The organism is Rhizobium sp. SG741, assembly GCF_012275435.1.
GTDB lineage: Bacteria > Pseudomonadota > Alphaproteobacteria > Rhizobiales > Rhizobiaceae > Rhizobium > Rhizobium lusitanum.
The window spans coordinates 33,482-58,709 of record NZ_JAAZQP010000004.1 but is presented as its reverse complement, the minus strand read 5'-3'; the positions used below and the strand labels follow the sequence as shown (position 1 = coordinate 58,709).

At 58.9% G+C, this 25,228-nt stretch carries 21 protein-coding genes and 1 tRNA gene; 11 read left to right on the top strand and 11 right to left on the bottom strand.

The genetic code is table 11. The annotated features are described in order from the left end of the window. Positions 1-11: 11 nt before the first annotated feature. Together FHT29_RS11755 and FHT29_RS11750 are read left to right on the top strand one after the other, a co-directional pair. Positions 12-371 carry a PilZ domain-containing protein gene (locus tag FHT29_RS11755; protein WP_037199900.1) on the top strand — a complete coding sequence of 120 codons (360 nt, stop codon included), beginning with the start codon at positions 12-14 and terminating at the stop codon, positions 369-371. A 137-nt stretch (positions 372-508) separates the two neighbouring features. Beyond that, a complete protein-coding gene (locus tag FHT29_RS11750) occupies positions 509-2,497 on the top strand; it encodes a bifunctional 2',3'-cyclic-nucleotide 2'-phosphodiesterase/3'-nucleotidase (protein ID WP_168599695.1) in 1,989 nt (662 codons plus the stop codon). Positions 2,498-2,549: 52 nt separating this feature from the next. Here FHT29_RS11750 and FHT29_RS11745 read toward each other — a convergent pair whose 3' ends face one another. Further along, positions 2,550-3,518, bottom strand: coding sequence for a LysR family transcriptional regulator (locus FHT29_RS11745; RefSeq protein ID WP_037199905.1), 969 nt, complete (start codon positions 3,516-3,518; stop codon positions 2,550-2,552). A 137-nt stretch (positions 3,519-3,655) separates the two neighbouring features. Between FHT29_RS11745 and FHT29_RS11740 the strand changes: the two genes are divergently transcribed. After that, positions 3,656-4,270: an FMN-dependent NADH-azoreductase gene (locus FHT29_RS11740; RefSeq protein ID WP_037199907.1), complete on the top strand. Its 615-nt coding sequence runs from the start codon at positions 3,656-3,658 to the stop codon at positions 4,268-4,270. Between the two features lie 52 nt (positions 4,271-4,322). Here FHT29_RS11740 and FHT29_RS11735 read toward each other — a convergent pair whose 3' ends face one another. Further along, positions 4,323-4,910 carry a TetR/AcrR family transcriptional regulator gene (locus FHT29_RS11735; RefSeq protein WP_047557864.1) on the bottom strand — a complete coding sequence of 196 codons (588 nt, stop codon included), beginning with the start codon at positions 4,908-4,910 and terminating at the stop codon, positions 4,323-4,325. A 105-nt stretch (positions 4,911-5,015) separates the two neighbouring features. On the opposite strand from FHT29_RS11735, the gene FHT29_RS11730 reads away from it, so the two are divergent. Continuing rightward, the gene (locus FHT29_RS11730; protein ID WP_037199981.1) at positions 5,016-5,792 is read left to right on the top strand and encodes an SDR family oxidoreductase; all 777 of its coding nucleotides are present in this window, start codon (positions 5,016-5,018) and stop codon (positions 5,790-5,792) included. A 232-nt stretch (positions 5,793-6,024) separates the two neighbouring features. Here FHT29_RS11730 and FHT29_RS11725 read toward each other — a convergent pair whose 3' ends face one another. Then, complete coding sequence (locus FHT29_RS11725) at positions 6,025-6,363, bottom strand: HlyU family transcriptional regulator (RefSeq protein ID WP_037199911.1); 339 nt, start codon at positions 6,361-6,363, stop codon at positions 6,025-6,027. 37 nt (positions 6,364-6,400) lie between these two features. After that, a complete protein-coding gene (gene ilvA / locus FHT29_RS11720) occupies positions 6,401-7,651 on the bottom strand; it encodes a threonine ammonia-lyase (protein WP_168595783.1) in 1,251 nt (416 codons plus the stop codon). A 361-nt stretch (positions 7,652-8,012) separates the two neighbouring features. Here ilvA and FHT29_RS11715 point away from each other — a divergent pair, with 361 nt between their 5' ends. Next, positions 8,013-8,354: a hypothetical protein gene (locus tag FHT29_RS11715; protein WP_168595782.1), complete on the top strand. Its 342-nt coding sequence runs from the start codon at positions 8,013-8,015 to the stop codon at positions 8,352-8,354. A 347-nt stretch (positions 8,355-8,701) separates the two neighbouring features. Here FHT29_RS11715 and FHT29_RS11710 read toward each other — a convergent pair whose 3' ends face one another. Both FHT29_RS11710 and FHT29_RS11705 read right to left on the bottom strand, forming a co-directional pair. Continuing rightward, the gene (locus FHT29_RS11710; RefSeq protein WP_168599694.1) at positions 8,702-9,151 is read right to left on the bottom strand and encodes a hypothetical protein; all 450 of its coding nucleotides are present in this window, start codon (positions 9,149-9,151) and stop codon (positions 8,702-8,704) included. Then, positions 9,151-10,419: an AAA family ATPase gene (locus FHT29_RS11705; RefSeq protein ID WP_168599693.1), complete on the bottom strand. Its 1,269-nt coding sequence runs from the start codon at positions 10,417-10,419 to the stop codon at positions 9,151-9,153. The genes FHT29_RS11710 and FHT29_RS11705 overlap by 1 nt, the downstream gene beginning before the upstream one ends. A gap of 338 nt (positions 10,420-10,757) precedes the next feature. Between FHT29_RS11705 and FHT29_RS11700 the strand changes: the two genes are divergently transcribed. After that, positions 10,758-10,843 (top strand) — tRNA-Leu (locus FHT29_RS11700). Positions 10,844-10,917: 74 nt separating this feature from the next. Here the strand turns inward: FHT29_RS11700 and wrbA are convergent. Further along, positions 10,918-11,517: an NAD(P)H:quinone oxidoreductase type IV gene (gene wrbA / locus FHT29_RS11695; protein ID WP_037199918.1), complete on the bottom strand. Its 600-nt coding sequence runs from the start codon at positions 11,515-11,517 to the stop codon at positions 10,918-10,920. 240 nt (positions 11,518-11,757) lie between these two features. Between wrbA and FHT29_RS11690 the strand changes: the two genes are divergently transcribed. The 5 genes from FHT29_RS11690 to FHT29_RS11670 all read left to right on the top strand — a co-directional run bounded on the left by FHT29_RS11690 (position 11,758) and on the right by FHT29_RS11670 (position 20,886). Next, positions 11,758-12,531, top strand: coding sequence for a competence/damage-inducible protein A (locus tag FHT29_RS11690; RefSeq protein ID WP_168595781.1), 774 nt, complete (start codon positions 11,758-11,760; stop codon positions 12,529-12,531). 115 nt (positions 12,532-12,646) lie between these two features. Then, complete coding sequence (locus tag FHT29_RS11685) at positions 12,647-13,492, top strand: universal stress protein (protein WP_047557873.1); 846 nt, start codon at positions 12,647-12,649, stop codon at positions 13,490-13,492. A 318-nt stretch (positions 13,493-13,810) separates the two neighbouring features. Beyond that, positions 13,811-14,308, top strand: a complete 498-nt coding sequence (gpt, locus tag FHT29_RS11680; RefSeq protein ID WP_037199984.1) for a xanthine phosphoribosyltransferase — start codon at positions 13,811-13,813, stop codon at positions 14,306-14,308. 766 nt (positions 14,309-15,074) lie between these two features. After that, positions 15,075-18,881, top strand: a complete 3,807-nt coding sequence (locus tag FHT29_RS11675) for a vitamin B12-dependent ribonucleotide reductase (protein ID WP_168599692.1) — start codon at positions 15,075-15,077, stop codon at positions 18,879-18,881. 382 nt (positions 18,882-19,263) lie between these two features. Beyond that, positions 19,264-20,886, top strand: coding sequence for an ABC-F family ATP-binding cassette domain-containing protein (locus FHT29_RS11670; protein WP_037199927.1), 1,623 nt, complete (start codon positions 19,264-19,266; stop codon positions 20,884-20,886). A gap of 19 nt (positions 20,887-20,905) precedes the next feature. Here the strand turns inward: FHT29_RS11670 and FHT29_RS11665 are convergent, their stop codons facing one another. From FHT29_RS11665 to FHT29_RS11650, 4 genes are read right to left on the bottom strand one after another with little or no spacing between them, the layout of a single operon-like run. After that, a complete protein-coding gene (locus FHT29_RS11665) occupies positions 20,906-21,919 on the bottom strand; it encodes an OmpA family protein (RefSeq protein WP_037199929.1) in 1,014 nt (337 codons plus the stop codon). Then, positions 21,913-22,854 (bottom strand): methyl-accepting chemotaxis protein, encoded by a 942-nt coding sequence (locus tag FHT29_RS11660; RefSeq protein ID WP_037199930.1) that lies wholly within the window; start codon positions 22,852-22,854, stop codon positions 21,913-21,915. Before FHT29_RS11660 ends, FHT29_RS11665 begins: the two co-directional genes overlap by 7 nt. After that, complete coding sequence (locus FHT29_RS11655) at positions 22,854-23,672, bottom strand: hypothetical protein (RefSeq protein ID WP_168599691.1); 819 nt, start codon at positions 23,670-23,672, stop codon at positions 22,854-22,856. The genes FHT29_RS11660 and FHT29_RS11655 overlap by 1 nt, the downstream gene beginning before the upstream one ends. After that, on the bottom strand, positions 23,650-25,098 hold the full coding sequence (locus tag FHT29_RS11650) for a hypothetical protein (protein ID WP_168599690.1): 1,449 nt from the start codon (positions 25,096-25,098) through the stop codon (positions 23,650-23,652). Before FHT29_RS11650 ends, FHT29_RS11655 begins: the two co-directional genes overlap by 23 nt. Positions 25,099-25,228 lie beyond the last annotated feature (130 nt).

Below are 25,228 nucleotides of genomic sequence, written 5' to 3'. Positions count from 1 at the left end.
GGAATAACACCATGCAGCCCTTTTCCAAATCTCTCGTTCAAGGCAACCTGAAGATCAAGTCGCGAGGTTCGCCGCGCCATTATGCCCGGCTGACGGGTCAAGTCCGATATTTCACCAAGCTTGCTGCAGGACGAGTCGTCAACATTTCCGCCAGAGGAATCGCTCTCGATCTGCAGTCGCCGCTCTATGCGGCCGCAGGCAGCAAGGTTCGCGTCGAATGCGACGATATCGGTTTGCTGGACGGTTTCGTGCGCTGGGCCCATAATGGCCGCATCGGCATCGAGTTCGATCGCTCGTCCAACGCGTCGGCAAAGGTCGCTTCCTATTTCCGCTTTTTCCACAAGGACATAAAGCCGGTTCTGAAACGCTGACCGCATGCGGACGCTCTCTGAAGCGCGGTCACAATAAGCCTGTCACATTCCTGGTGCACACCTTCGAAAATCGTCCTAATCTCCCTCGCCCGAGAGATGATCGAGGGACCATAGCCCCATCGTAGAAGGAGTCATCCATGTCTTCCATTCTGGATTTGCCCAGTATGTCGCGCCGTACCCTGCTGCAAGGCCTCAGCGCCACTGCGGCGCTGATCGTGCTGCATCCCTTTGCTGCTCGCGCAGCCGGCAATCAGGCGCATCTGCGTCTCATGGAAACGACGGATATTCACGTCAACGTCTTCCCTTACGACTACTATGCCGACAAGCCGAATGACACGATGGGCCTGACGCGCACCGCGACGATCATCGACAACATTCGCGCGGAAGCCACCAATTCGCTGCTGATCGACAATGGCGACGTGCTGCAGGGCAATCCGATGGGTGATTACATGGCCTATCAGCACGGCATGAAGGACGGCGACGTCCATCCGGTCATCAAGGCGATGAACACACTCGGCTACGAAGTCGGCACGCTCGGCAACCACGAATTCAACTACGGCCTCGACTTCATGTTCAAGGTGCTGGCCGGCGCGAACTTCCCCTTCGTCTGCGCCAACCTGACCAAGGGCCAACTCGCTTCCGACCCGACAAAGGACGATCTGTTCTTCAAGCCCTACCGGATCATTGAAAAGAAGATCAAGGACGGCGCCCGCAACGAAAGCCCGGTCAAGATCGGCTTCATCGGCTTCGTGCCGCCGCAGATCATGCTTTGGGACATCAAGAACCTTGAGGGCAAGGCGCAGACGCGCGATATCGTCGAAGCTGCCAAGGCCTGGGTGCCGGTCATGAAGGCCGAAGGTGCCGACATCGTCATCGCTCTCTCGCATTCCGGCATCGATGGCAGCGCCCCGTCCGACAAGATGGAAAACGCCTCGCTCTACGTCGCCGCCGTTCCCGGCATCGACGCCGTTTTCACCGGCCACCAGCATCTCGTCTTCCCCGGTCCGAAGACCTGGGACGGCATCAAGGACGCCGATCCGGTCAAGGGCACGCTGCACGGCAAGCCCGCCGTCATGGCCGGCTTTTGGGGCTCACACCTCGGCCTGATCGACCTGCTTCTCGAAAAGGACGGCAACAGCTGGAAGATCGTCGATTTCACCTCCGAGGCGCGGCCGATCTACCATCGCGACGACAAGAAGAAGGTCATCGCCGACGTCGCCGACAAGAAGGAAGTGGTGGAAGCAGCCAAGGCCGAGCATGAAGCGACGCTGACCTACGTCCGCACGCCGGTCGGCAAGACTTCGGCGCCGCTCTACTCCTATTTTGCGCTCGTTGCCGACGATCCGTCTGTGCAGATCGTCAGCCAGGCACAGGTCTGGTACATCAAGCAAATGCTGAAGGAGACGCAGTACAAGGACCTGCCGGTGCTTTCGGCGGCGGCTCCCTTCAAGTGCGGCGGCCGCAACGGCGTCGACTACTACACAGACGTTCCTGCCGGCAATATCGCCATCAAGAACGTTGCCGATCTCTATCTCTACCCGAATACGGTGCAGGCGGTCGTCATCAACGGCGCGCAGGTGAAGAACTGGCTGGAAATGTCGGCGGCGATGTTCAACCAGGTGCAATCGGGCGCCAAGGATGTCGCTCTGCTCAACGACAGCTTTCCGTCCTACAACTTCGACGTCATCGACGGCGTCACCTATCAGATCGACGTGTCGCAGCCGCGCCGCTTCAGCGATGACGGCAAGCTCCTCAACGCCGATGCAAACCGCATCCAGAACCTGCAATTTGATGGCAAGCCGATCGATCCCGCCCAGAAATTCGTGGTAGTCAGCAACAACTACCGCGCCGGCGGCGGCGGCAATTTCCCGGAAATCGGAGCCGACAAGGTCATCTACAAGGCCCCGGACACCAACCGCGACGTCATCGTCCGCTATGTCCACGAACAGGGCACGATCAACCCGACCGCCGACGGCAACTGGACCTTCAAGCCACTCCCGGGCACCACCGTCCTATTCCCAAGCTCACCCAAGGCTAAGGACTTCCTTGCCGAGGTAAAGAGCGTGAAGATCGAGGACGCCGGCGAAGGTACGGACGGGTTCAATAATTTCCGGCTGGTTCTTTAATCGGTTACACCATTCCACACATGAAAATGGGCGCCTCAGAGGGCGCCCATTTTCATTCCGCCGCCAGCTGGTTTTCGTCAGGACGGAACACGTCTATGGCAGCCTTGAAATCCACCCGGTCCGGGCATTGCGACAGGCGGTCGCGGAAGGCCTCTATCATCCAGGCCGCCGCGGGACCCGGGGGATTGGAGAGCTTGCGAACTGCATAGATCGGATATTCGCCCTGCTCATAGGCGTCGAGGTCGAGATGCACGAGCCGGCCCTTTTGCAGGTCTTCATAGATCAGCGACGCCGGCAGCCCGCCCCAGCCGAGGCCGCCGCGGATTAGCTGATGCTTGGTCGCGATATCGCTGAGGTGCCAGATCTTGTAGGACAGGACATTGAAATCCCGGCCCTTGGTGAGGTTCGAAGCATCGGTGACGACCAGTTGCACCTCTTCTCGCACGTCGGCGAGGGTCAGCGGCCGTCTGATCTGAGCAAGTGGATGGCTAGGTGAGGCGACCGGCATCATGAAGGAGTGGCCGAGGCGCTCGATCACCATGGAATCGTCCTGCTTTATGACCGCGCCGCCGATTCCGATCGTCGATTTGCCGCTGGCGACCAGCTCCATCATCGTGCCGAGCTCGCCGGCATCAAGCCGCAGCGAGACGGACGGGAAGCGATCACGGAATTCTCTCAGGACGTCGACCGTGGCATTGGTCGGCACCATGACGCTGATGGCGACGGCGACCTCCGCCTCGAGCCCGGTCTTCAGGCCCTTGACCCTGGCGCGCATCACCTGGAGATCGGAGAGAATGCGGCGCGCATCCTCGAGCATCACCCTGCCCGCATCGGTCAGCTTCGGCTGGCGTGAGCCAGAGCGCTCGAACAGCGGCATTTCAAGCTGCGCCTCGAGATTGGCGATCGTATAGCTGATCACCGACTGCGCGCGGTTGAGCACGCGCGAAGCCGCTGAGAAACTGCCGGATTCGGCAACGGTCAGAAAAACCTGCAATTGGTCAAGCGTTGGATTGGGAAGCATGGACTATCCATTTTATCGATCATTCCAATCCATATTATCACAGTTTTTCTCGATAGCACTGAAGACTTATCTATGGACGTGAAACATGGCCGAACTTCCCACCCGGCTATCGCAACCCATTGACAAGGAACACTAACATGTCCTCCATTCTGCTTCTGACATCCAGCCCGCGGTCCGATTCCCTCTCCACCAAGATCGCGACCGAGCTTGCCGACAAGATCAAGGCCCAGAACCCGGGCAAGACGATCGTTCACCGCGATCTGTCGTCCGCTCCCCTGCCGCATATCGATGAGCTTTTCACCGGCGCCATCCGCACGCCAGCCGAAGCCCGCACGGCTGAACAGGCCGAAGCCGTCAAAGTTTCCGACGCGTTGGTCGACGAATTGCTTGCCGCCGACACGCTGGTCATCGGCACCGGCCTCATCAACTTCAACATCTATTCCTCGCTGAAGACCTGGATCGACAACATCGCCCGCGCCGGCCGCACCTTCACCTACACGGAAACCGGTCCGAAGGGTCTGGCGACCGGCAAGAAGGCCTATATCGTGCTGGCATCCGGCGGCGTTTATTCCGAAGGCCCGGCCGCTCCGCTGAACCACGCCGTTCCCTACCTGAAGTCGGTTCTCGCTTTCATCGGCATTACTGAAGTCGAGACCGTCTATATCGAAGGCATTGCTTTCGGTCCGGAAGCAGTCGAGAAGGCAATCGGTGCTGCTCAGGCCCGCGCAGCCGAGCTGGCGCTCGCCGCCTAATCGACAGCAGCTTGCAGATATTCGAGGCGGTCGGCATTTGCCGGCCGCCTTTCTATTTTGTCCCGCCGTTCGGCAGATCCTTCACGAACTGCTTTACGGTCTCCAGAATTTCTTTCGAAAATGCCTCGTCGTTGGCCACCCGCGCTAGCCCCAGCGCGCCGGTCATGAGGCAGGATGCGATGATCGCGTTCTGTCGCGCCTCGCGTGTTTCCGGCTCAGGCATGCGCGCGGTCATCGCTTCGAAATTCTTCCGCAGCCCTTCCGTCGCGATCGTGCGGACGGCGTCGCCGCTGCGGGCCATATCTGCCGTCAGGGCGGCATAGGCGCAACCCTCGCCGCAATGATCCCGATGACGCTCGCTGAGATAATTGTCCACGTAGGCGTCCAGCGGAATACTTGCCGGATCGATGCCTTTTTCCTCTTGATGCTTCCGCCAAGATCCAACGGCCGATTCCACCGCTTCCGCCACCAACTCGTCGCGGGAAGCAAAGTGCTTATAAAAGCCGCCGACGGTCAGCCCGGCTTCCTTCATCAGATCGGCGACGCCGATCCCGTCCAATCCTTCCTCCCGCAGCCGCTTAGCGGCAAGCGCGACGATGCGTTCGTGCGTCTTCTGCTTTTCCAATTGCGAACGGCCCATCGAGAATCCTTTCCGCTTAGCCTTGACAAAATGGATTACGAGCATAATCCTTATAGAGAACGATCATAATCCAGATCGTGAGAAAAGCCAACAGGAGCTATGAACATGCGTCTCAAGAACAAGGTCGCCCTCGTTACCGGCGGGAACAGCGGCATCGGCCTCGCCACCGCCCGGCTCTTCCTCGCCGAAGGTGCCAAGGTCGTCATCACCGGCCGCAATCCGCAGACCCTTGCAGCCGCCGCCGAGGAGCTTGGCGGCAACGTGCTGGCCCTGCAGGCCGACACGACAGACATCCCGGCGATGGAGAAGGCCTTCGCCGAGGCAGCACAGAAACTTGGCAAGTTCGATATCGTCTTCGCCAATGCCGGTATTGGCGGCGAGACCGCGCTCGGCAAGACCACGCTCGAGCAGTTCGAATCCATCGTGCGCATCAATTTCACCGGCGTATTCTTCACGGTGCAGGCAGCGCTGCCCTATCTGAACGATGGTGGTTCGGTGATCCTGAACGGCTCCGTGCATGCCGTGCTCGGCATTCCCGGCTATTCTGCCTATGCAGGCACAAAGGGCGCCGTTCGCGCCATGACCCGCAACCTGGCGTCAGAGCTTGCTCCGCGCGGCATCCGCGTCAACCAGGTCACGCCGGGAGCGACCAAGACGCCGATCTGGAATTCGCGGGCAGCAACGCCGGAAGCTATGGACGCACTGGAGGCCCGTTTCGGCGGCCTGAGCCCGCTCGGCCGCATGAGCGAAGCCGATGAGATCGCCAAGGCCGCACTCTATTTCGCATCGGACGATTCCGCCAACGTCACGGCGATCGAAATCACGGTCGATGGCGGCGCCGTCAACGCCCCCTCGGGCGCGAAGATATTCCGCACGGCCTGAGCCAAGAATCTAGCCAGGCGCCCGCCCGGTGCGGGTTGGCGCCGCGAAATCATGAGTAAGGCCGCCGGAAGCGTAAAGCACGAGGCGGCCTTTCCTTTTCAGGGATACGACGGCGCATCTCAGAATTCCGATTGCCGCGACATGTACATTTGCCATGCTTCGACTTTGGATTAAGGCAGCGCCTCGCCTTCAATATCTCTCTGGAGAAAGATAGATTGCCGCGGCGCCTAGATCAGACTTGTCGGACCTTTTCGCCGTCGCCGAACAGCGATGCGCCGTTCTGATCGATGATCTGCTGCGCCTTGCGGAAGGTCGATTCCACGGCATCGTCCGACGAGGTGAAAACATCGGCGCGGATGAAGTTGCGCACCAGGATCTCGCCGTTCACATCCTTCTCGATCCGGCCCATGAGCCGGAACTGATTGCCCTCGCGCTGCGGCGTGGCATAGATCGTGCAGCCGGCATGCACCTGGGGCTCGGCGCTGACAGTGGAGCTGGCAGACTTTTCAGCGCCCGCCTGCGACGCGCCGCCGGTGAAGATCGAAAGGATATTTGAAAAGAACGAAGCCATGGATCGCCTTTAGCATGAAGGTTGCAGGGTCGCAAAGTCAAATGATCAGGTTTGCCAGGATGTCGTTTTCGGTGATGTCTTCATACCCCATGCCGGAACTTTCGAAATTCGCGATAAGCTGTTTGAAATTATCCGGATTCTTCGTCTCGATGCCGATCAGGATAGAGCCGAAATTGCGGGCGCTCTTCTTCAGATATTCGAAGCGGGCGATATCATCTTCAGGCCCGAGCATGTTGAGGAAATCCCTCAATGCGCCAGGGCGCTGCGCCAGACGCAGGATGAAATATTTCTTCAGCCCGGCATAGCGCATGGCGCGCTCCTTGACGTCGGGCAGGCGTTCGAAATCGAAATTGCCACCGGAGACGACGGCGACGATGGTCTTGCCGCGGATGCTCTCACGATCCAGGGTCTCCAGCGCGGTGATCGCCAAGGCGCCGGCGGGCTCCAGCACGACGCCTTCGACGTTCAGCATATCGGTGATGGTCACGCAGATGGCGTTTTCGTCGATGAGTTTGATCTGTTCGGCAGCAAACCCTTTCAAAGCGGCGAAGTTCAGATCGCCGATACGGCCGACCGCGGCACCATCGACGAAATTGTCGACTTTGGTCAGCGTCACCACCTTCCCCGCCTCGATGCTGCGCCTGAGGCTCGGCGCGCCGGCGGGCTCGGCGAAGACAAAGGCATCGCGGGCGAGCCGATCGGCAAAATAGCTGGTGATGCCGGCGGCCAGACCGCCGCCGCCGACAGGCAGAAGAATGCGGTCGGCCACGACGCCATCAGGCAGTTGCTCGGCGATCTCGGCCGCGACGGTCGCCTGCCCCTCGATAATATCGACATGATCGAAAGGCGGCACCATGACGCCATCGATCTTTTCGACATGATCGCGCGCGGCCTGATAGCATTGGTCGAAGAAATCGCCGAAGAGCTTGATGGTGATGAATTCGCCGCCGAATATGCGGGTCTTGTCGATCTTCTGCTGCGGCGTCGTCACAGGCATGTAAACCACGCCCGGCACGCCGAAATGCCGGCAGACGAAGGCAAAGCCCTGAGCATGATTGCCGGCGGATGCGCAGACGAAGGTCTTTCCCGTTCCTCCTTCGGCAATCACCTTGCGGAAGAAATTGAAGGCGCCGCGGATCTTGTAGGAGCGCACCGGCGTCAGATCCTCGCGCTTCAGCCAAATGTCCGCGCCGTAACGAGCGGAAAGATGCTCGTTCAGCTGCAGCGGCGTTACGGGGAAGAGACCACGCATGGCCTCGGTGGCTTCGAGAACAGTCTGTTTGTCCACGGTCTATCCGTCCTTCTTCAATCGCCCCCGCTATGACACAGGAAAGATGAGCAAAGAAAGCCTGTTTATCGCGCTTTCGGACCTGTGATAGCGAGATTCGCCACACTGACGAGTCATTAACTATTTATGCCCCTGACTGCGGAAACTCCTAAATCTCCGAGTTGACAGCCAAGCTCCCCCCGCGTCCAATATGACACAGCCATCATGATGATGGTTAGAGGCCCGCCCTAAAACCGATCCGTCGGCTCCGGCGGGCTTCGCTTGTTAGGCACAGTGCAGAACTCACCTAATAATTCCATTTACAGTTGAAAAATCGCGCAAAAGATGCTTATCCCGGCCTCATCCAAGGGAGACCATCATCATGCGCTCTATCCGCTTGCTTTCCATTGCTTTCACCCTCGCCGCGCTGGCTTCCTGCACATCGCAGGAGCAAACCTTCGAGAAGAGCATCCCGATCATGAAGGAAAGCCCGAGCGCCCGTGCGCAAGTCATCGCCAAATGCATGTCGCAGCACCTACCGCCGGAAACGCTGGATCAAATCGCGTTTTATGTGAGATCGCAAAGAAGCGAAGCAAAGCGGCTCTTTTGTCAGCGGCTGATGACAGGCGTAGTTTCCGGAAGAATAAGCTACGCCGATTTCAAAGCCATGTTCCAGCAGAAAAAGGTGACCCCGGCGCTCGTCGCCGTTCTCAAGGGGCGCTAAGCTGATCGACGCCGAATGATCCCTATGCGGCGGCGGACCAATGTAAGTTGGTCCGCCATTGCAAAAACATTTCCTTGACTGAATCGCTCAAGTGCTTGAAGGGGAAAGACACGCGGACGTGGCGAAACTGGTAGACGCAAGGGACTTAAAATAGCCGCTCCTTAAAGTAGCCGCTCTTCGAAATCCACTTTCGGGTTAATCTCTGTTTTAAATCTTTCAACCTCGGCATAAACCAGGGTTTTCTTCAGTAACGACGTACCCACATTCGGGTTAATCTCACACACGCACGCCACAAGCGTACGCCACACGGCTAATGGTGGTGATTACCCGCCACTTGATAAAGGCTCTCAAGCTTTGAATATTCGGCTTCGATGCTTTTTGTAAACACTTTCGCTTCTAATCGTCTTGAAGGTACACATGACGTTTTTGACGGGTGACATGCACTTTCGGCATTTGCTTATCCGGTGCTCGTCGGTGAAGATATACCGGGCGCTCCTTAGCGCGACCATCGCAAAGATGTGCGGGTCATCACATGCAGACGAACCGGTCCATGTCGCATTCGCTTCCAATTCGTCCATGACTGTCTTGCAAGCAACTTTGTCGACGTCAATTCGACGCCCCTTCTCACCCATTAGCTTCAAAAACTTAGCGAGATACAAGACTTTAAAAATTTCAGTCTTGTATTTTTGCTCTTCCGTGTAAAGAAATCTAACGTGTTTCGCATCGCCCATTTCTTTTAAAGCATTTTGGAACCACTGCTGTGAACTAGCCGAAACATCGAGAAGTACAGTTGCCATTAGAACATCGTCCGCATCAGTTCATTCACGAAAAAATCTTTGTAGTTTTCGGGTGGGTTCTCGATCTCCCCGGTGTCTGAAATGTTAATAACGTGACAGTGGTTGCCGTCCTCCTTGTTTTCACAAAACAGTATGTTTGCGCCTGTAACACCTGGTGTCTCACGCATGTTGGCTCTGAAGCGGTCGATCAAAAAATCACTATGGGTTTCAACGACATATTTCAGATCCCCAGTCGCCATTCTAAAGAGAAATTCCCCAAGGGCAGCCTGCGCAACTGGGTGCAAATGAAGTTCGGGCTGCTGCAACAACATACTGGCGGTCTGCTGGGTGGATTTCGTAAAAACCGATTCGATGATGACAGGGATAACTTGCGATATCCCGACCCCCACTTGATCTAAAAGAAAATCTCTGCCTCGCTTGCGTACTGTCACTACCAATGGCGAATGAGCGAACTTGGCAGATAGCCGCGCGACGTTTAGGTCCTCAAAAAGCTGACTATCGCGTCCAAATCTGCGGACGGTCTCTAAACTTTCGTTGTCGTTGTCCTTCTCCAGATCATGCAACATGGAAGCAAAATGAGACCCAGAAGCTTTGGACTTCCGCTCAAAGTTATAATAGCGCTCCGGAAGGCCACGCACCGGGCCGCTATGCACGACTCCAGGTAAGAAGTTCTGTGAAAGTCCACGCATAACACTATTAGTTTGTTCGTCTTCCACTTCAGCAGCGCGCAATATCGACCATGGCATGCGAAGTAAATTTACGTGGTCTTCAGAATAATCCTCTTCATCGTCAATCGGAACGCGCTTGAATTTTGATGTTTCACCATGCAATGCGCGGACGTGCGCAGTGGTTAACTCGCCCTCGATAGAAGAAAACTTGAACCAGACAGAGCCCGTCGATTTTTTGAGGATGGTTAGACGCGTGTCACCATAAATAGTAGTCATTTTTGAAACCTTAGGGGTTTCACCGTCAAGGTTTCGTTTGATGGTTACTACTCTAGCACCAACAGTTTTTCGCTCTCTCGAAAGAAAGCCTATAGTCACATCTGCGTGATCAAAATACGGAGAAAAGAAATCGTACCCGCCAGACATGTGTTTTAAGTCAAGCCTAGGAATCCCCATTAGCTCTGTACCATAGATATAGCCAATCAGGTACAGTATGGAGCTTTTTCCTGAGCTGTTATCCCCCACTAAAAATAAGTTTTTATCTAAATTAAGGGAGATATCCTTAAAGCCACGGTAGTTATTCGCGAAAATTTCTATGCTCATTAAAATGCCCGCCCGCTCACCTACGACACTACCGTTAGCTGAAAGGAATGATTCTTCCAACAACCCGAAACGAAGTCAATTAACTGCCAGCTGAAGAATGCCAATTACCCCTCACTGTAGAAGAAGGGTGTTCACGGGTAAAAAGCTGATCGAGCTTTTTCATTCAGGCCATCGGCCTTTCCAAGCTGGCTCGCACGAACGAAAGCTCCAACGCCAGTCTCTGAGTTCAGCACAATCCCACCATTCCCGCGTACCACGGCGGACCAATGTAAGTTGGTCCGCCATTGCAAAAACATTTCCTTGACTGAATCGCTCAAGTGCTTGAAGGGGAAAGACACGCGGACGTGGCGAAACTGGTAGACGCAAGGGACTTAAAATCCCTCGGCCTTTGGCTGTACGGGTTCGACCCCCGTCGTCCGCACCAAAGATAAACCCCTATATGCTCGACGAAAAAGGCGCAGCTTTCGCCGCGCCTTTGTTCAATGCACAAAACTCGAATTAAGCGAAGAGCTTGGCCGCGATCTTGGCGACATGGGCGCCCTGGAACTTTGCCGCTTCAAGCTCGATTTCGGAAGGCTGACGCGAGCCGTCGCCATTGGTGATGGTGGAAGCGCCGTAGGGCGAGCCGCCCTTGACTTCCTCGGTGCCCATCTGGCCCTGGAAGGCATAGGGAAGGCCGACAACAACCATGCCCTGATGCAGAAAGGTCGGGATGAAGCCGAGAATGGTCGATTCCTGGCCACCGTGCTGGGTGGCGGACGAGGTGAAGGCCGAGCCGACCTTGCCGACGAGCTTGCCGGCGAACCAGAGGCCGCCGGTCTGATCCCAGAAATTGCGCATCTGCGAGGCAACCGTGCCGAAACGCGTGCCGGCGCCGACGATGATAGCATCATATTCGGCCAGCTCGTCCGGCGTTGCGATCGGCGCTTCCTGGTCGACCTTGAAGTAGGAGGCCTTTGCAACCTCTTCCGGCACCAGTTCGGGCACGCGCTTGACGGTGACTTCGGCACCGGCGGACTTTGCGCCCTCCGCGACGGCATAGGCCATCGTCTCGATATGACCGTAAGCGGAATAATAAAGAACCAGAACCTTAGCCATGAACGTCTCCTGTCTGTTGGACGCGTTAAGTATCGGAGCAAGTTTTATCAGCGATGAGACGGGCGCGCAGCCCCCATGCCCGGAACGCACTGTTCATCCCCTATAGACGAAAATTCACTTGCGCGGCCTCAAGGCGACTACCCGGGACCGTGAAAACGACCGTTTGCATTCGCGAAAAACGGCGCTACCTATTTCGAACCTTTTGCGAACGCGCCGCTGCGCAATTTCACGGATGTTTTCATGACAAACGAAACCATTGTCACCGCCGCCATGCTGGCCATCGGCGACGAACTGCTCTCCGGCCGGACGAAGGACAGAAATATCGGCCATCTCGCCGATATCCTGCTGCTTGCGGGCATCGATCTGAAGGAGGTTCGTATCGTCGCCGATGATGAAGACGCCATCGTATCGGCGCTGAATGCTTTGCGCGGCACGTATGATTATGTCTTCACCTCAGGCGGCATCGGCCCGACCCATGACGATATTACCGCCGACGCCATCGCCAAGGCGTTCGGCGTGCCCTGCGAGCACGATGCCGAGGCCATGCGGCTGATGGCTGAGATGTATGCCAAGCGCGAGATGGAATTCACCGAGGCCCGCCAGCGCATGGCGCGCATGCCTGTCGGATCGAAACACATCGCCAATCCGGTCTCGACAGCACCGGGCTTCAACATCGGGAACGTCTATGTGATGGCCGGCGTGCCGCAGGTTTTCCAGGCGATGCTCGACAATGTCATACCGACGCTTCGGACCGGCGTGCGCATGCTTTCGACGGCGATTGCCTGCCCTTACGGCGAAGGTGAGATCGGCACGCCGCTCGGCATCATCCAGAAAGCCCATCCGGATACCAGCATCGGCTCCTATCCGCGCTATGTCGGCCAGTCCTTCTCGACCGAAATTGTCGTCAGAGCCCGCTCCGCCGAGCTGGTTGAAAATGTCGCGGGGGAAGTGCGCGCGATGATCGAGGCTATCCGACAGTCGAAAGCCAAGGATAATCAGTCCGCCCAGGCATGACGTTCAACGATGGCGTGCATTTTATCGGGGAACCAGGAACGGGTTCAGCGCATTATTTCGATGCGGAATGCTGATATAATGAAGCGATCCAACCCTCCGCATGGGAGATCACGTCATGTCCTATAAAACCCTAGTGACCGTTCTCGACAATCCCGACAACACGCGCATCGCCGCCGATTTTGCGGCGGCGTTCGCCAAGGAGTATGGCGCCCACATTGTCGGCCTGCATGCGGAAATCATCTCGACCGTGCCGCTCGTGGCGCCGATGGAAATCCCGGATCCTGTCGCCGTGCAGGCGCTTCAGGATGTCGCCCACAGCCAGGCGGTCGAAATCGAGCGGCTGTTTCGCACGAAAATGGAGGGGGCCGGCCTCGACTATGAATGGCGCAGCTTTACCAGCACCGTTGGCTACGGCACCGAGCCCTTGATCGAAAGTGCCCGCAGCGCCGACCTGCTGGTTGCCGTGCAACCGGACCCGGCGAAATATTCCGACAACCAGGTCGATGTCGAAACCTTCCTGTTCGATAGCGGCCGCCCGGTACTGTTGATCCCCTATATCCTGCGCACGCCGAAACCCGTGCGTCGCGTGCTGATCGCCTGGAACGGCTCCAAGGAGGCGGCGCGCGCCACCTTCGATGCCCTGCCTTTCCTGAAGGCCGCCGATTCCGTGGAAATTCTTTCGGTCAGCACATCCGAGAGAGAGACCCACCCCTCGAAGGAAAGCGGCGTTCAGATTGCGGCGGCGCTGACGCGCCACGGCGTTCGCGCCAAATTCGAAACGGCGGCCTGCACCGGCAAGTCCACGCCATCGCAAGTCATCGAAAATCGCCTTGCCGACAACAGCATCGATCTGCTCGTCATGGGCGCCTATACGCATTCCTGGCTCTGGCAGATGATCTTCGGCGGCACGACGCGGACATTGCTGCAATCCATGACGGCGATGACGCTTCTGGCCCGCTGATCGGCTTTGCAGCTTAAACCGAAGGGTTCTCCACTGGAAACTGCACCGCTTCGCTGCATGGCGGCTATTGCCTTTTGACCGCAAATCCAGCAGAAAGCAGCGACCGATGACAGAATTCCCGTCAGGGAACCGTTCGCGCGGTCCATGGAACATGATCCCGAAAGGCATATCGCTCTTTTCTGGATGAAATCCTGTTCAAGTCGATATCAAGCGAATCGCGTTCCGGATTTGGTTCATGGTCCGCGCCCGCCGCGGGGGTCTGCTCAGGGTCGCCGGTAGCGCCGGCGCGTCGTTATTCCATGCCCGGAGCCTGCTGCCATGTCCCTGCCCGATAAAGCCTTTCCCGTATCCTGGGATCAGTTCCATCGCGATGCCCGCGCGCTTGCCTGGCGGCTTGCCGGCCTCAATCGCGAATTCAAGGCGATCGTCTGTATCACCCGCGGCGGCCTCGTACCGGCCGCCATCATCTCGCGCGAACTCAATATCCGCGTGATAGAGACCGTCTGCGTCGCCTCCTATCACGACTACACAAGCCAGGGGGAGATGAACCTTCTCAAGGGCGTTGCGCCGGAACTGGCGGTCGACGGCGGCGAAGCAGTCCTCGTCATCGACGATCTGACCGATACCGGCAAGACGGCCGTCGAAGTCCGCGCCATGCTGCCGAAGGCGCATTTCGCCTGCGTCTACGCCAAGCCCAAGGGCGTGCCGACCATCGACACCTTCATCACCGAGGTAAGTCAGGACACCTGGATCTACTTCCCCTGGGACATGGGCTTCACCTATCAGGAGCCGATCGCCAAGGGTCATCGCGGCTGAATTCCGTCGCGAGCCGCGCGAATCAGCAATGATTCTGTCCGCTGGACAAAAGCGGGACTCGACCTGTGGTAATAGAGGTGGGCGCTGCGGCGCCCACTATATTTAGTGGAGGCCAGACGATGAGAACATGTGCGATTCAAGGCTTTCCCAGCGAATCATAAGACACCACGGCATGCTTTTGCCTCGTCGCCAATGGTTTCAGGGTCACGGTCACAATATTGTCGCGTTTGACCCCTGCAGCAACGGATTTCATCGCATCCCCGATCCAGCGATGGGCGAACGTCCGCCTCCAAGCTGTTGAATCCTTTGATCTCCTGACATTTCCCCAGTTTCCACAGCCAAGCCCACAAGATATTGTGGTTAACAATCCATTTCAAACCACCCCTTGACGAAAACGGGTCTTTCAAAGTTAATGGACGACGTTGCGGCGGCGACTGGACCGGATGGAATTACGAGGGCTGGTCCTCAACTCGAAATCGGATTTGGATTCAGGGCGATGCACCATGATCGGTGGCCGCCGTGAGGGTTTTTGTGCCGATATCGATGCTGCCAAAAAACGTGTGCGGGGACTGGCGGCAATAAGCTGTTAATACTATATTTAGTGTTTACAGCCACCATCACCACAAGATACAGGAAGACATCTCCGGATGACACCTCCTGTCAGAAAGCGGATTGAAGACTGGCTGCGCGTTGAAATCGCGAGGCCGGATTAGGATTTTTGCGCCCTGCTCTCTCATGGGCGCGCCAACGAACGAGGATTGGGACCATGCGCATCGAACGTCGCTTTACGAAGGCCGGTCAGTCGCCCTACGCGGATATCGAATTCCGCAAAGCGACCAGCGAGATCAAGAACCCCGACGGCTCGGTCGTGTTCCGCCTCGAGAATATCGATGTGCCCGCACAGTTCTCGCAGGTCGCCGCCGACATTCTGGCGCAGAAGTACTTCCGCAAGGCCGGCGTGCCCGCCAAGCTGAAACGAGTCGAGGAAAACGACGTTCCTTCATTCCTGTGGCGTTCCGTGCCCGATGAAGCTGCCATGAAGGACCTTCCAAAGGAGAGCCAGACCGGCTCCGAAACCGACGCGCGCCAGGTTTTCGACCGTCTGGCCGGCACCTGGACCTACTGGGGCTGGAAGGGCGGCTATTTCTCGTCCGAGGAAGACGCCTCCGCTTTCCAGGACGAGCTCGCTTATATGCTTGCCACCCAGCGCGTCGCCCCAAACTCTCCGCAGTGGTTCAACACCGGCATGCACTGGGCCTACGGCATCGACGGCCCCGGCCAGGGCCATTTCTATGTCGACCCCTTCACCGGCAAGATCACCAAGTCGAAGTCGGCCTATGAGCATCCGCAGCCACATGCCTGCTTCATCCAGTCCGTCGAGGACGACCTCGTCAACGAAGGCGGCATCATGGACCTGTGGGTTCGCGAAGCCCGCCTCTTCAAATACGGCTCCGGCACCGGCTCGAACTTCTCGCTGCTGCGCGGCGAAGGCGAAAAGCTGTCCGGCGGCGGCCGTTCCTCCGGCCTGATGAGCTTCTTGAAGATCGGCGACCGCGCTGCAGGCGCCATCAAGTCAGGCGGCACGACCCGCCGCGCCGCCAAGATGGTCGTCGTCGACATCGACCACCCGGATATCGAGGAATACATCAACTGGAAGGTCAAGGAAGAGCAGAAGGTTGCCGCTCTCGTGACCGGCTCGAAGATCGTCGCCAAGCACCTGAAGGCGATCATGAAGGCCACGGTCAATTGCGAAGGCGACAACGACAATTGCTTCGATCCGGCCAAGAACCCTGCCCTGAAGCGCGAAATCCGCGCCGCCAAGAAGGATCAGGTTCCGGAAAACTACGTCCAGCGCGTCATCCAGTTCGCTCGCCAGGGCTACAAGGATCTCGAGTTCAAGACCTATGATACCGACTGGGATTCGGAAGCCTATCTCACCGTATCGGGCCAGAACTCCAACAACTCGGTCTCGATCAAGGACGACTTCCTGCGCGCCGTCGAGAACGATGGCGACTGGAACCTGACGGCACGCAAGGACGGCAAGGTCATCAAGACGCTGAAGGCCCGCGACCTCTGGGAATCGATCTCCTATGCCGCGTGGGCATCGGCCGACCCGGGCCTGCATTTCAACACGACGATGAACGACTGGCACACCAGCCCGGCTGCCGGCCCGATCCGCGCATCCAACCCGTGCTCGGAATACATGTTCCTCGACGACACCGCCTGCAACCTTGCTTCGCTGAACCTGATGACATTCAAGGACGCGGCGACGAAGCGCATCAACATCGCCGATTACGAACATGCCGTCCGCCTCTGGACCGTCGTTCTCGAAGTCTCCGTGATGATGGCGCAGTTCCCGTCGCGCCGGATCGCCGAGCTTTCCTATGAATATCGCACGCTCGGCCTCGGCTACGCCAACATCGGCGGCCTGCTGATGTCGTCGGGCATTCCCTATGATAGCGACGAAGCCCGCGCCATCGCCGGCTCGCTGACCGCGATCATGACCGGCGTCGCCTATGCGACCTCGGCCGAAATGGCCTCCGAACTCGGGACATTCCCGATGTTCAAGCCGAATCGCGAGAATATGCTGCGCGTCATCCGCAACCACCGTCGCGCCGCCTACGGCGAGACCTCAGGCTACGAGGGCCTGTCGGTCAATCCGGTGGCGCTGATCCACTCCGAGAACCCGGACAAGGATCTCGTTGCCCATGCCAAGGCTGCCTGGGACAAGGCGCTGGAACTCGGCGAGAAGCATGGCTACCGCAATGCCCAGGCAACCGTGATCGCGCCGACCGGCACGATCGGCCTCGTCATGGATTGCGATACGACCGGCATCGAGCCCGACTTCGCGCTGGTGAAGTTCAAGAAGCTCGCCGGCGGCGGCTATTTCAAGATCATCAACCGTGCCGTTCCGGAAGCGCTGCGTGCACTCGGCTATTCCGAAAGCCAGCTCGCCGAGATCGAGGCCTATGCCGTCGGCCATGGCAACCTGAACCAGGCTCCGGCCGTCAACCCCTCGACGCTGAAGGCCAAGGGCTTCACAGACGAGAAGATCGACGCCGTCAACGCTGCCCTCAAGAGCGCCTTCGACATCAAGTTCGTCTTCAACCAGTGGACGCTCGGCGCCGACTTCATGAAGGGCGTGCTGAAGGTTTCCGACGAGCAGATGGCCGACATCAGCTTCAGCCTGCTTGACCATCTCGGCTTCTCCAAGAAGGACATCGAGGCCGCCAACATCCATGTCTGCGGTGCGATGACGCTCGAAGGCGCGCCGTTCCTGAAGAATGAGCACCTCGCCGTCTTCGATTGCGCCAATCCCTGCGGCAAGATCGGCAAGCGCTACCTTTCGGTCGAAAGCCATATCCGCATGATGGCGGCTGCCCAGCCCTTCATCTCCGGCGCCATCTCCAAGACGATCAACATGGCGAACGAAGCAACCGTCGAGGATTGCAAGAACGCATACATGCTGTCCTGGAAGCTCGGCCTCAAGGCGAACGCGCTCTATCGCGACGGCTCCAAGCTCAGCCAGCCGCTGAACGCCTCGCTGATCGAGGACGACAGCGACGAGGATGCGATGGAGGAATTCCTGCAGGCTCCGGCTGCCGCCCAGGCCGTCACCATCACCGAGAAGATCGTCGAGCGCGTGATCGAAAAGGTCATACGCACGCAAGAGAAGCTGCCGGGTCGCCGCAAGGGCTACACCCAGAAGGCCAAGATCGGCGGACACACCATCTTCCTGCGCACCGGCGAATATGACGACGGCCGCCTTGGCGAAATCTTCCTCGACATGAACAAGGAAGGTTCGGCGCTGCGCGCCTTCATCAACAACTTCGCGATCTCGGTCTCGCTCGGCCTGCAATACGGCGTGCCGCTCGAGGAATATGTCGACGCCTTCACCTTCACCAAGTTCGAGCCGGCCGGCATCGTCACCGGCAACGACGCGATCAAGAACGCCACGTCGATCCTCGACTATGTGTTCCGTGAACTGGCCATCTCCTATCTCGGCCGTCACGACCTCGCCCATGTCGATACGTCCGACTTCAACAACACGGCACTTGGCCGCGGCGTATCGGAAGGCAAGGCCGATGTCTTCTCCAAGGGCCTGACCCGCGGCTACAAGCCGACGCTGGTTCCAACATCAGGCGAGCGCTCCGCAGCCGAGGTGAAGGGTGCGGCGACAGCCGCCCCGGCACGCGCCGCCTCGCTCGCGACAGTCACGGCTTTTGCCGGCAACACGGTGCGCAAGCTGGAACCGGCGACCGCCATCTCCACCTCCGAAGTCGTCGCCTTCAAGCGCGACTATGAGGAGCGCGCCAAGGAACTGGCCGAAGAGATTGCGGAAGAAGTTGTCAGCGAAGTCGCCGAATCCACCGGCCTCTTCACCGACAAGGCTGCGAGCGACGCAGCGGCTGCGAAGACGGAAGCCAAGAAGCTCGAATCCGAACGCCGCGCCCGCTCCATCATGCAGGGCTACACCGGCAACATGTGCACGGAATGCCAGAACTTCACGATGGTGCGGAACGGGACTTGCGAGAAGTGCGACACTTGTGGCGCGACGAGCGGCTGCAGCTGAGCGCCTCGATTTAATTAGTTGTCTGATGGGCCCCGCACGAAAGTCGCGGGGCCTATTGTATATTTCCTTCAGCCACTTTCACGTTCGGATGACGTCAATTCAGGGTGATACCCCTCAGCCGCCGTCATTTATCCAGAACTCGTGGTTCGTCCTGTCGCATTGCATGGGTACCACGCCATTCTAGGCAGATGGTACGCCCGCAGGAGCTCCATTCGTCGCAGAGATGGAGAAGGCCGCTGGCGGATCCTTGATCGGGCGTGAATTTCATTACGCAGCCGCTGCGCGGGCACACATCCTGCGATCACATGGCTAAAAACCTGCGACAGAGCCGCCAACCCGTGGCATAAGGCCCCGAAACTTATTCTTTGGGCCTCTCGTAGACATGATCCGTATAGAAAACATCAGTAAGCAGAACAGCCATCGCATCCTCTTCATCGAGGCGTCCGCCGCGCTCAACCGGGGCGAGAGTGTCGGGCTCGTCGGCCCCAATGGCGCCGGCAAGACGACGCTTTTTCGGATGATCACCGGACAGGAACAGCCCGATGAGGGGCAAGTCTCGGCCGATAAGGGCGTCACCATCGGTTACTTCAACCAGGATGTGGGCGAGATGGCAGGCCGCAGCGCCGTCGCCGAAGTAATGGAAGGAGCCGGGCCTGTGAGCATTGTCGCCGCAGAATTGCGCGAGCTCGAAGCAGCCATGGTCGATCCCGATCAGGCCGATGACATGGACAGGATCATCGAACGCTATGGCGAGGTGCAGGCGCGCTACGAGGAGCTTGACGGCTATGCGCTGGAAGGCCGCGCCCGCGAAGTGCTTGATGGCTTGAGCTTCAGCCAGGAAATGATGGAAGGCGATGTCGGCGCGCTTTCGGGCGGCTGGAAGATGCGCGTGGCGCTGGCCCGCATTCTCCTGATGCGCCCCGACGTCATGTTGCTCGACGAACCGAGCAACCATCTGGATCTCGAAAGCCTGATCTGGCTGGAGTCCTTCCTGAAGGGCTACGAGGGCGCATTGCTGATGACCTCGCACGACCGCGAGTTCATGAACCGCATCGTCACCAAGATCATCGAAATCGACGGCGGCAACCTGACCAGCTATTCGGGCGACTATGAGTTCTATGAGCAGCAGCGCGCCCAGAACGAGAAGCAGCAGCAGGCGCAGTTCGAGCGCCAGCAGGCGATGCTTGCCAAGGAAATCAAGTTCATCGAGCGCTTCAAGGCGCGCGCCTCGCACGCGTCGCAGGTGCAGAGTCGCGTGAAGAAGCTGGAGAAGATCGATCGCGTCGAGCCGCCGAAACGGCGACAGACGGTCGCCTTCGAATTCCAGCCGGCGCCGCGCTCCGGCGAAGACGTGGTCAACCTGAAAAACGTCCATAAGAAATACGGCAGCCGCATCATCTATGAAGGGCTTGATTTCATGGTGCGGCGTAAAGAGCGCTGGTGCATCATGGGCATCAACGGCGCTGGCAAGTCCACCCTGCTGAAGCTGGTGGCAGGCTCGACGCAGCCGGACGAAGGCAGCGTCGCCTTGGGCGCCAGCGTCAAGATGGGTTATTTCGCGCAGCACGCCATGGATCTTCTCGATGGCGAGCGCACAGTGTTTCAGCAGCTCGAACACGATTTCCCGCAGGCGGGCCAAGGGCCGCTGCGCGCACTCGCCGGATGCTTCGGCTTCTCCGGCGACGATGTCGAGAAGAGATGCCGCGTGCTGTCGGGTGGCGAGAAGGCGCGGCTCGTCATGGCGATCATGCTCTTCAACCCGCCGAACCTCCTCGTGCTGGACGAGCCCACGAACCATCTGGATCTCGACACGAAGGAAATGCTCATCAAGGCACTGTCGCAATACGAAGGCACCATGCTGTTCGTCTCGCACGACCGGCATTTCCTCGCAGCGCTCTCCAATCGCGTGCTGGAATTGACGCCCGAGGGCGTTCACCAATATGGCGGCGGCTATACGGAATATGTGGCGCGCACGGGCCACGAAGCGCCCGGCCTGCATAGCTGACACCCCTGCAAAGCCGGCGTCAGTGCACCTCTGCAGGCAGTGCGGTTCCGGCATTGATGACGGCAACGGGCATCGTTCTGCCGCGCACGCGGATCTCGATGCGGCGGCGCGACTCCACGGCGCCACGCTGGCCTGAGGTGATCGTATCGCCGGGCAGGATCAATTGCGCTGCGGACATCGGCAGGATGGTGGCATCCTTCAGCTTAGGATTGGCCTTAAGAACATTGGCGACCGCGATGGCGCGGGCGAGCCCAAGCCCGGCATTGTCGGCCGGCAGCAAAGCCGATACCGGCAGCTTGCCGTCCATCGCGCTGATCAGCGTATCGTCGAGATTGGATTTTTCGCGCGCTATCGGCTGTTCGTCTGTGTGGCCGATCACCTCGACGATATTGGCGCCATAGAGGCTCAGATTGCTGGCGATTTCGTCGGTGATCGTCGTGTCCAGCAATCGCGCGAAAGTGCTGGTGAGCTCGGCGCTGCCGGACTGGAAATAGTTCTTCTTGGCATCGTCGAGATTGATGATCGGCGGCCAGTCGTGAGCACCCTTGCCGCCTGCATTGCCGGCCAGCAGCTTGTCGACCTCATCGGGCGCGGCCGTCAGCAAGACGCCGTGTTCCTTCAAAACAGCGGCAACCTTGGAAAGCGCTTGCAGATCGGCTGACGTCGCACCTTCGCTCGCTATGCTGTCGAGCGTCTCGCGCGCCAGCACCAGCTCACGCCATTGCTTCTCCACGACCGCCTTGTCAGCTGCCGAGAGATCGCCGGAGACGAGCTTCGACTGCAACTGGACGATCTGCGCTGCCTGCTCGGCCCGCTTCTTCTCCAGCAAGACGATCTGCTGCTCGGCTTTCCCGAGCTTACGCTCGACCTCGTAGCGGCGGTTTCTCTCCGCCGAGATCATGGCGGCGGCAACGAGCAGCAGGCAGAAGACCAGAAGCAGCATGGATTCGGCCATCGTCAGACCGAGGATGAGGCCACGATTATAGCCCTTGTGCTCCAGTTTCGGCCTGCTGTCCGAGGCTTCCGTTACCATAGGCGCCACCAGCGTTTTCGTGGCACGGCTTCGTCCTTCGATACGGTGCCGCCGTCATCGGCTTTCAACCTCGGCAACGGCGTTTGCCCCATCGCCTCCGCCATGCGATTGAGCGCTTCTTCGATATTGCGCAACGGCTGCAGCTGCGCCTCGGACATCTCCTTGATGGCGACAATCGCCGGCGCCAGCTCGGCGCGGACAACATCCTCAGGCGACCGGATCTCCTCCAGCTTCTTGCCGACGCTTTCGACGGTGGTGCCGAACTTGCCGATGATATCGGAGAGCTGCGACGTCGTTGCCGTCAGCTGTGCCGCCGCATCGTTGATCGGGGTCACCGCCTGCTTCGCCAGCACCTCCAGGATCTTGCTGATCTCCTGGCCGTTGCGCTCGGCCTGGTGCGCGATCTCCTCGAACCCTTCCGAGAGCATCTGATTGCTGACCCGCCGATAATGGGAGAACTCGCGCGACGAGGAGTCGAGTTCGGTGCGCACCCGCCGGGTCATCTCGGCAAGCTCGTGGCGCACGCTGCGCTCTATGTCGATCGGGTCACGCCGCATCTGGTTGAAGAGGATGCGCAGCGTCACACCGGCGATCGTCGAGGTCACGGCGATGCCGAAATTGCGGACGATGGTCTCGATCGATGTTTCGCCGGCGAAGAGATAGAGCGAAACGCCCAGGCTCGACAGGGTGAAGAGGAAACCCATGTAATAGAGGTTGTCGCCGGCCTGCTCGTTGTGCAGCCGAAATCCGGCGAAGGCCAGCGATACCACGAAGTAGATGCCCATCAGCAGCAGAGGCACGCCTGTCACGATCGGCAGCGACCAGCCCATGAGCTTCGACGACCAGATGAAGATCATGCCGCCGATGGTGACCGACGCGAAGAGGAGCATCGGCCCGTAGTCTCGAATGACGTATCTCGCCTCGGTGCCGGCCATCAGCGTATCCCCTCCAATCGCACGAACCCGTCGAAATGGCCGTTATTGTCCTTGATCCACTGCGCCCAGAAGTTTGCGAGATCCTCCATGCTGAACTTCATATTCGGCCTTTGAAAGGCGAGAATCTTGACCGCGACACCGTCCAGTGACGTGCGGAACCTATCGTTGGCGGGGCTATGCAGGAACTTTTGGTAGGAAGCGCCATCACGATAATTCGAGAAGGCTGTCGTGTGTTCGATCATGTCGGAGGCGACGAACAGGCGTTTCGGCATGCCGCCCGGCGCGCCGGCAAAGACCTCCAGGTTGATCTTCTGGATGGCCGCCATGATCGGCGATTGCGTGCCGGATTCTCCAACATTCAGCTTGCCGGCAATATCCGCAAGCGGCTTCTGGAAACCCTTTTCCCAGCGCGCCTGCGCCAGGCGCGGATTGCTGGTCCATTCGTCGACGTTCGCCCCGCTTCCGGGATTGCAGCCGTGGAAGGTCTGGATGAGCTCGCCCTCCATTTCCGTCAGGGCGTAGATATCGACCGCGCCGCCGATCGGCACTTCGGCGACGATCTTCTGGAACTGGTTGCGCAGATCGAGCGCCGTCGTATCCGAGATCGGATCGGTGACATCGAGCAGGATCGCCGTTTCGGCCTTCGGTCCGTCCACCGGGCAGAGCGACGCCTGGTCGACGGCGACATTGCCGCTCGCCTTGTAGCGCAGCCAGCCATAGGCGCCGACGATCCCGAGAGACAGGACGGCAAGGCAAACCGTTGCGATGATGAGGCCGGCGGAGCCGCCGCGCCGACTACGCCGCTTGCGTCGCGCCAAGGGTGCTCTCCGGGAAAAGATTGTCGAGCTTGTGATACTTCTCGATGGCGCTCTCGAATTCGTCGCCAATCTGCTTGATCTGCTCCGACAGCTCGGCCTGTGCGCTCTGGATGCGCGCGCCAAGCACCTTGTCGTCCCATTCTTCTTCTGTGCGCAGCACCGACGTCAACCGTTCCATTTTGTAGGCGGATGCGAAATAGGGCGGTTCCGGCTCGGTGCGTGCCGCCCTATTGGCATCGCGATAGCTGGTGAGCAGCACATTGGCGGCGCGTTCGAGATGGTTCTGGTGTTCGGCAAAAAGGCCGGCGGTTCTGCCGCGATGGGCGATGATGGCAGCCGTCTCCTGCCGGCGCAGCGAGAGGTCGCGGATGATTTCCTCGATCTTGCTGTTGTGCTCGTCGCGGATCTCGCGAAGGTCGTCGATCAGATCCAGCTTGCGGTCGATATAATTGTCTCTCGCCGCATCGAGGCGTTTCTGCACGCCGGCAAAACCCGGATAGGGATCGGTGAGATAGCAGCCGTCGATAAAAGCCACGAGCGAGAACATCAGGCCGACGGCGAAAAGCATCCAGGAGTTCAGCTCCTGCAGCCCCAGCGGCGCCGTCTTCAAGCGCTGTATCACCTCGGCGCCGGCGCCGCTCAAAATGGTGGCCGATACCTCGCGGTAATGTGCCAGCGCGATGTTGATCCCCAAGGCGACGGCGACATAGGCGACGAGGCCGAGCAGGCCGAGCAGCTTCAGCGCATAGGAGCGATGCAGGAGGAAGCGGACGCAGAAGAAAGAGAACATCAGCGCCGTGCCGATGTTGAGAAACGCGAAGGCAGCCGCTTCCGTCACGCCGCCGACGACGCCCTGCTCGCTCCCCTTGGCGAGGAAACTGCCGTTCATCACCATTTCAATGAGAACGAGAAAGATGATGAGCGCGACCTTGAAGCCCCAGGCGGCCTTGCTGGAGACCTTTGCCGCGCGCTGCAGCCTGTGCCTGGCCTTGAAATCCACCATTTCGTCCTCGGCGGTCTTCAGATTGCGGCGCAGGCCGTGCAGCTCGTCGACGCCGCTTGCCACCTCCGCCTTGAAATCCGATAGGCTCGAGGCGTTCGCCTGGCGGATTAGCCCGAACTGTCCTTCGAAATCGAGATTTCGCAGGCGGCTGTCGAAGGTCTGGAGCTGATCCTCGAGGACCTGATAGGAGCTCTTCTTCTCCGCTTCGACCCAGGTGACGATCCGCTGCTCCGTCTCGTCGAATGATTGCGCGCCAGATCCTGGCCGGTTCAACCGTCCCGCCGCGGCACCTTTCTCTTTCAAGTCGAGGGTCGATCCGAGCTTGTCGATATCGACGACGGGAAAGACGTCCGTCGAGGCCCGGAAATCATGGCTGGTCTCCCGAACGCTTTCCCAAAGGCGGTTTAAGGCTTCGAAACGCAATGATCTTCCCCGGCGAATTCATCAACTTAGAAGGACAAACGATAGATCGATACCGCACCGGTTGTTCCCGGTCCATAGCGATCTAGCCAAGGTTAGGATGCGATTGTGGTAAAGACTAGCCCGATGGAAC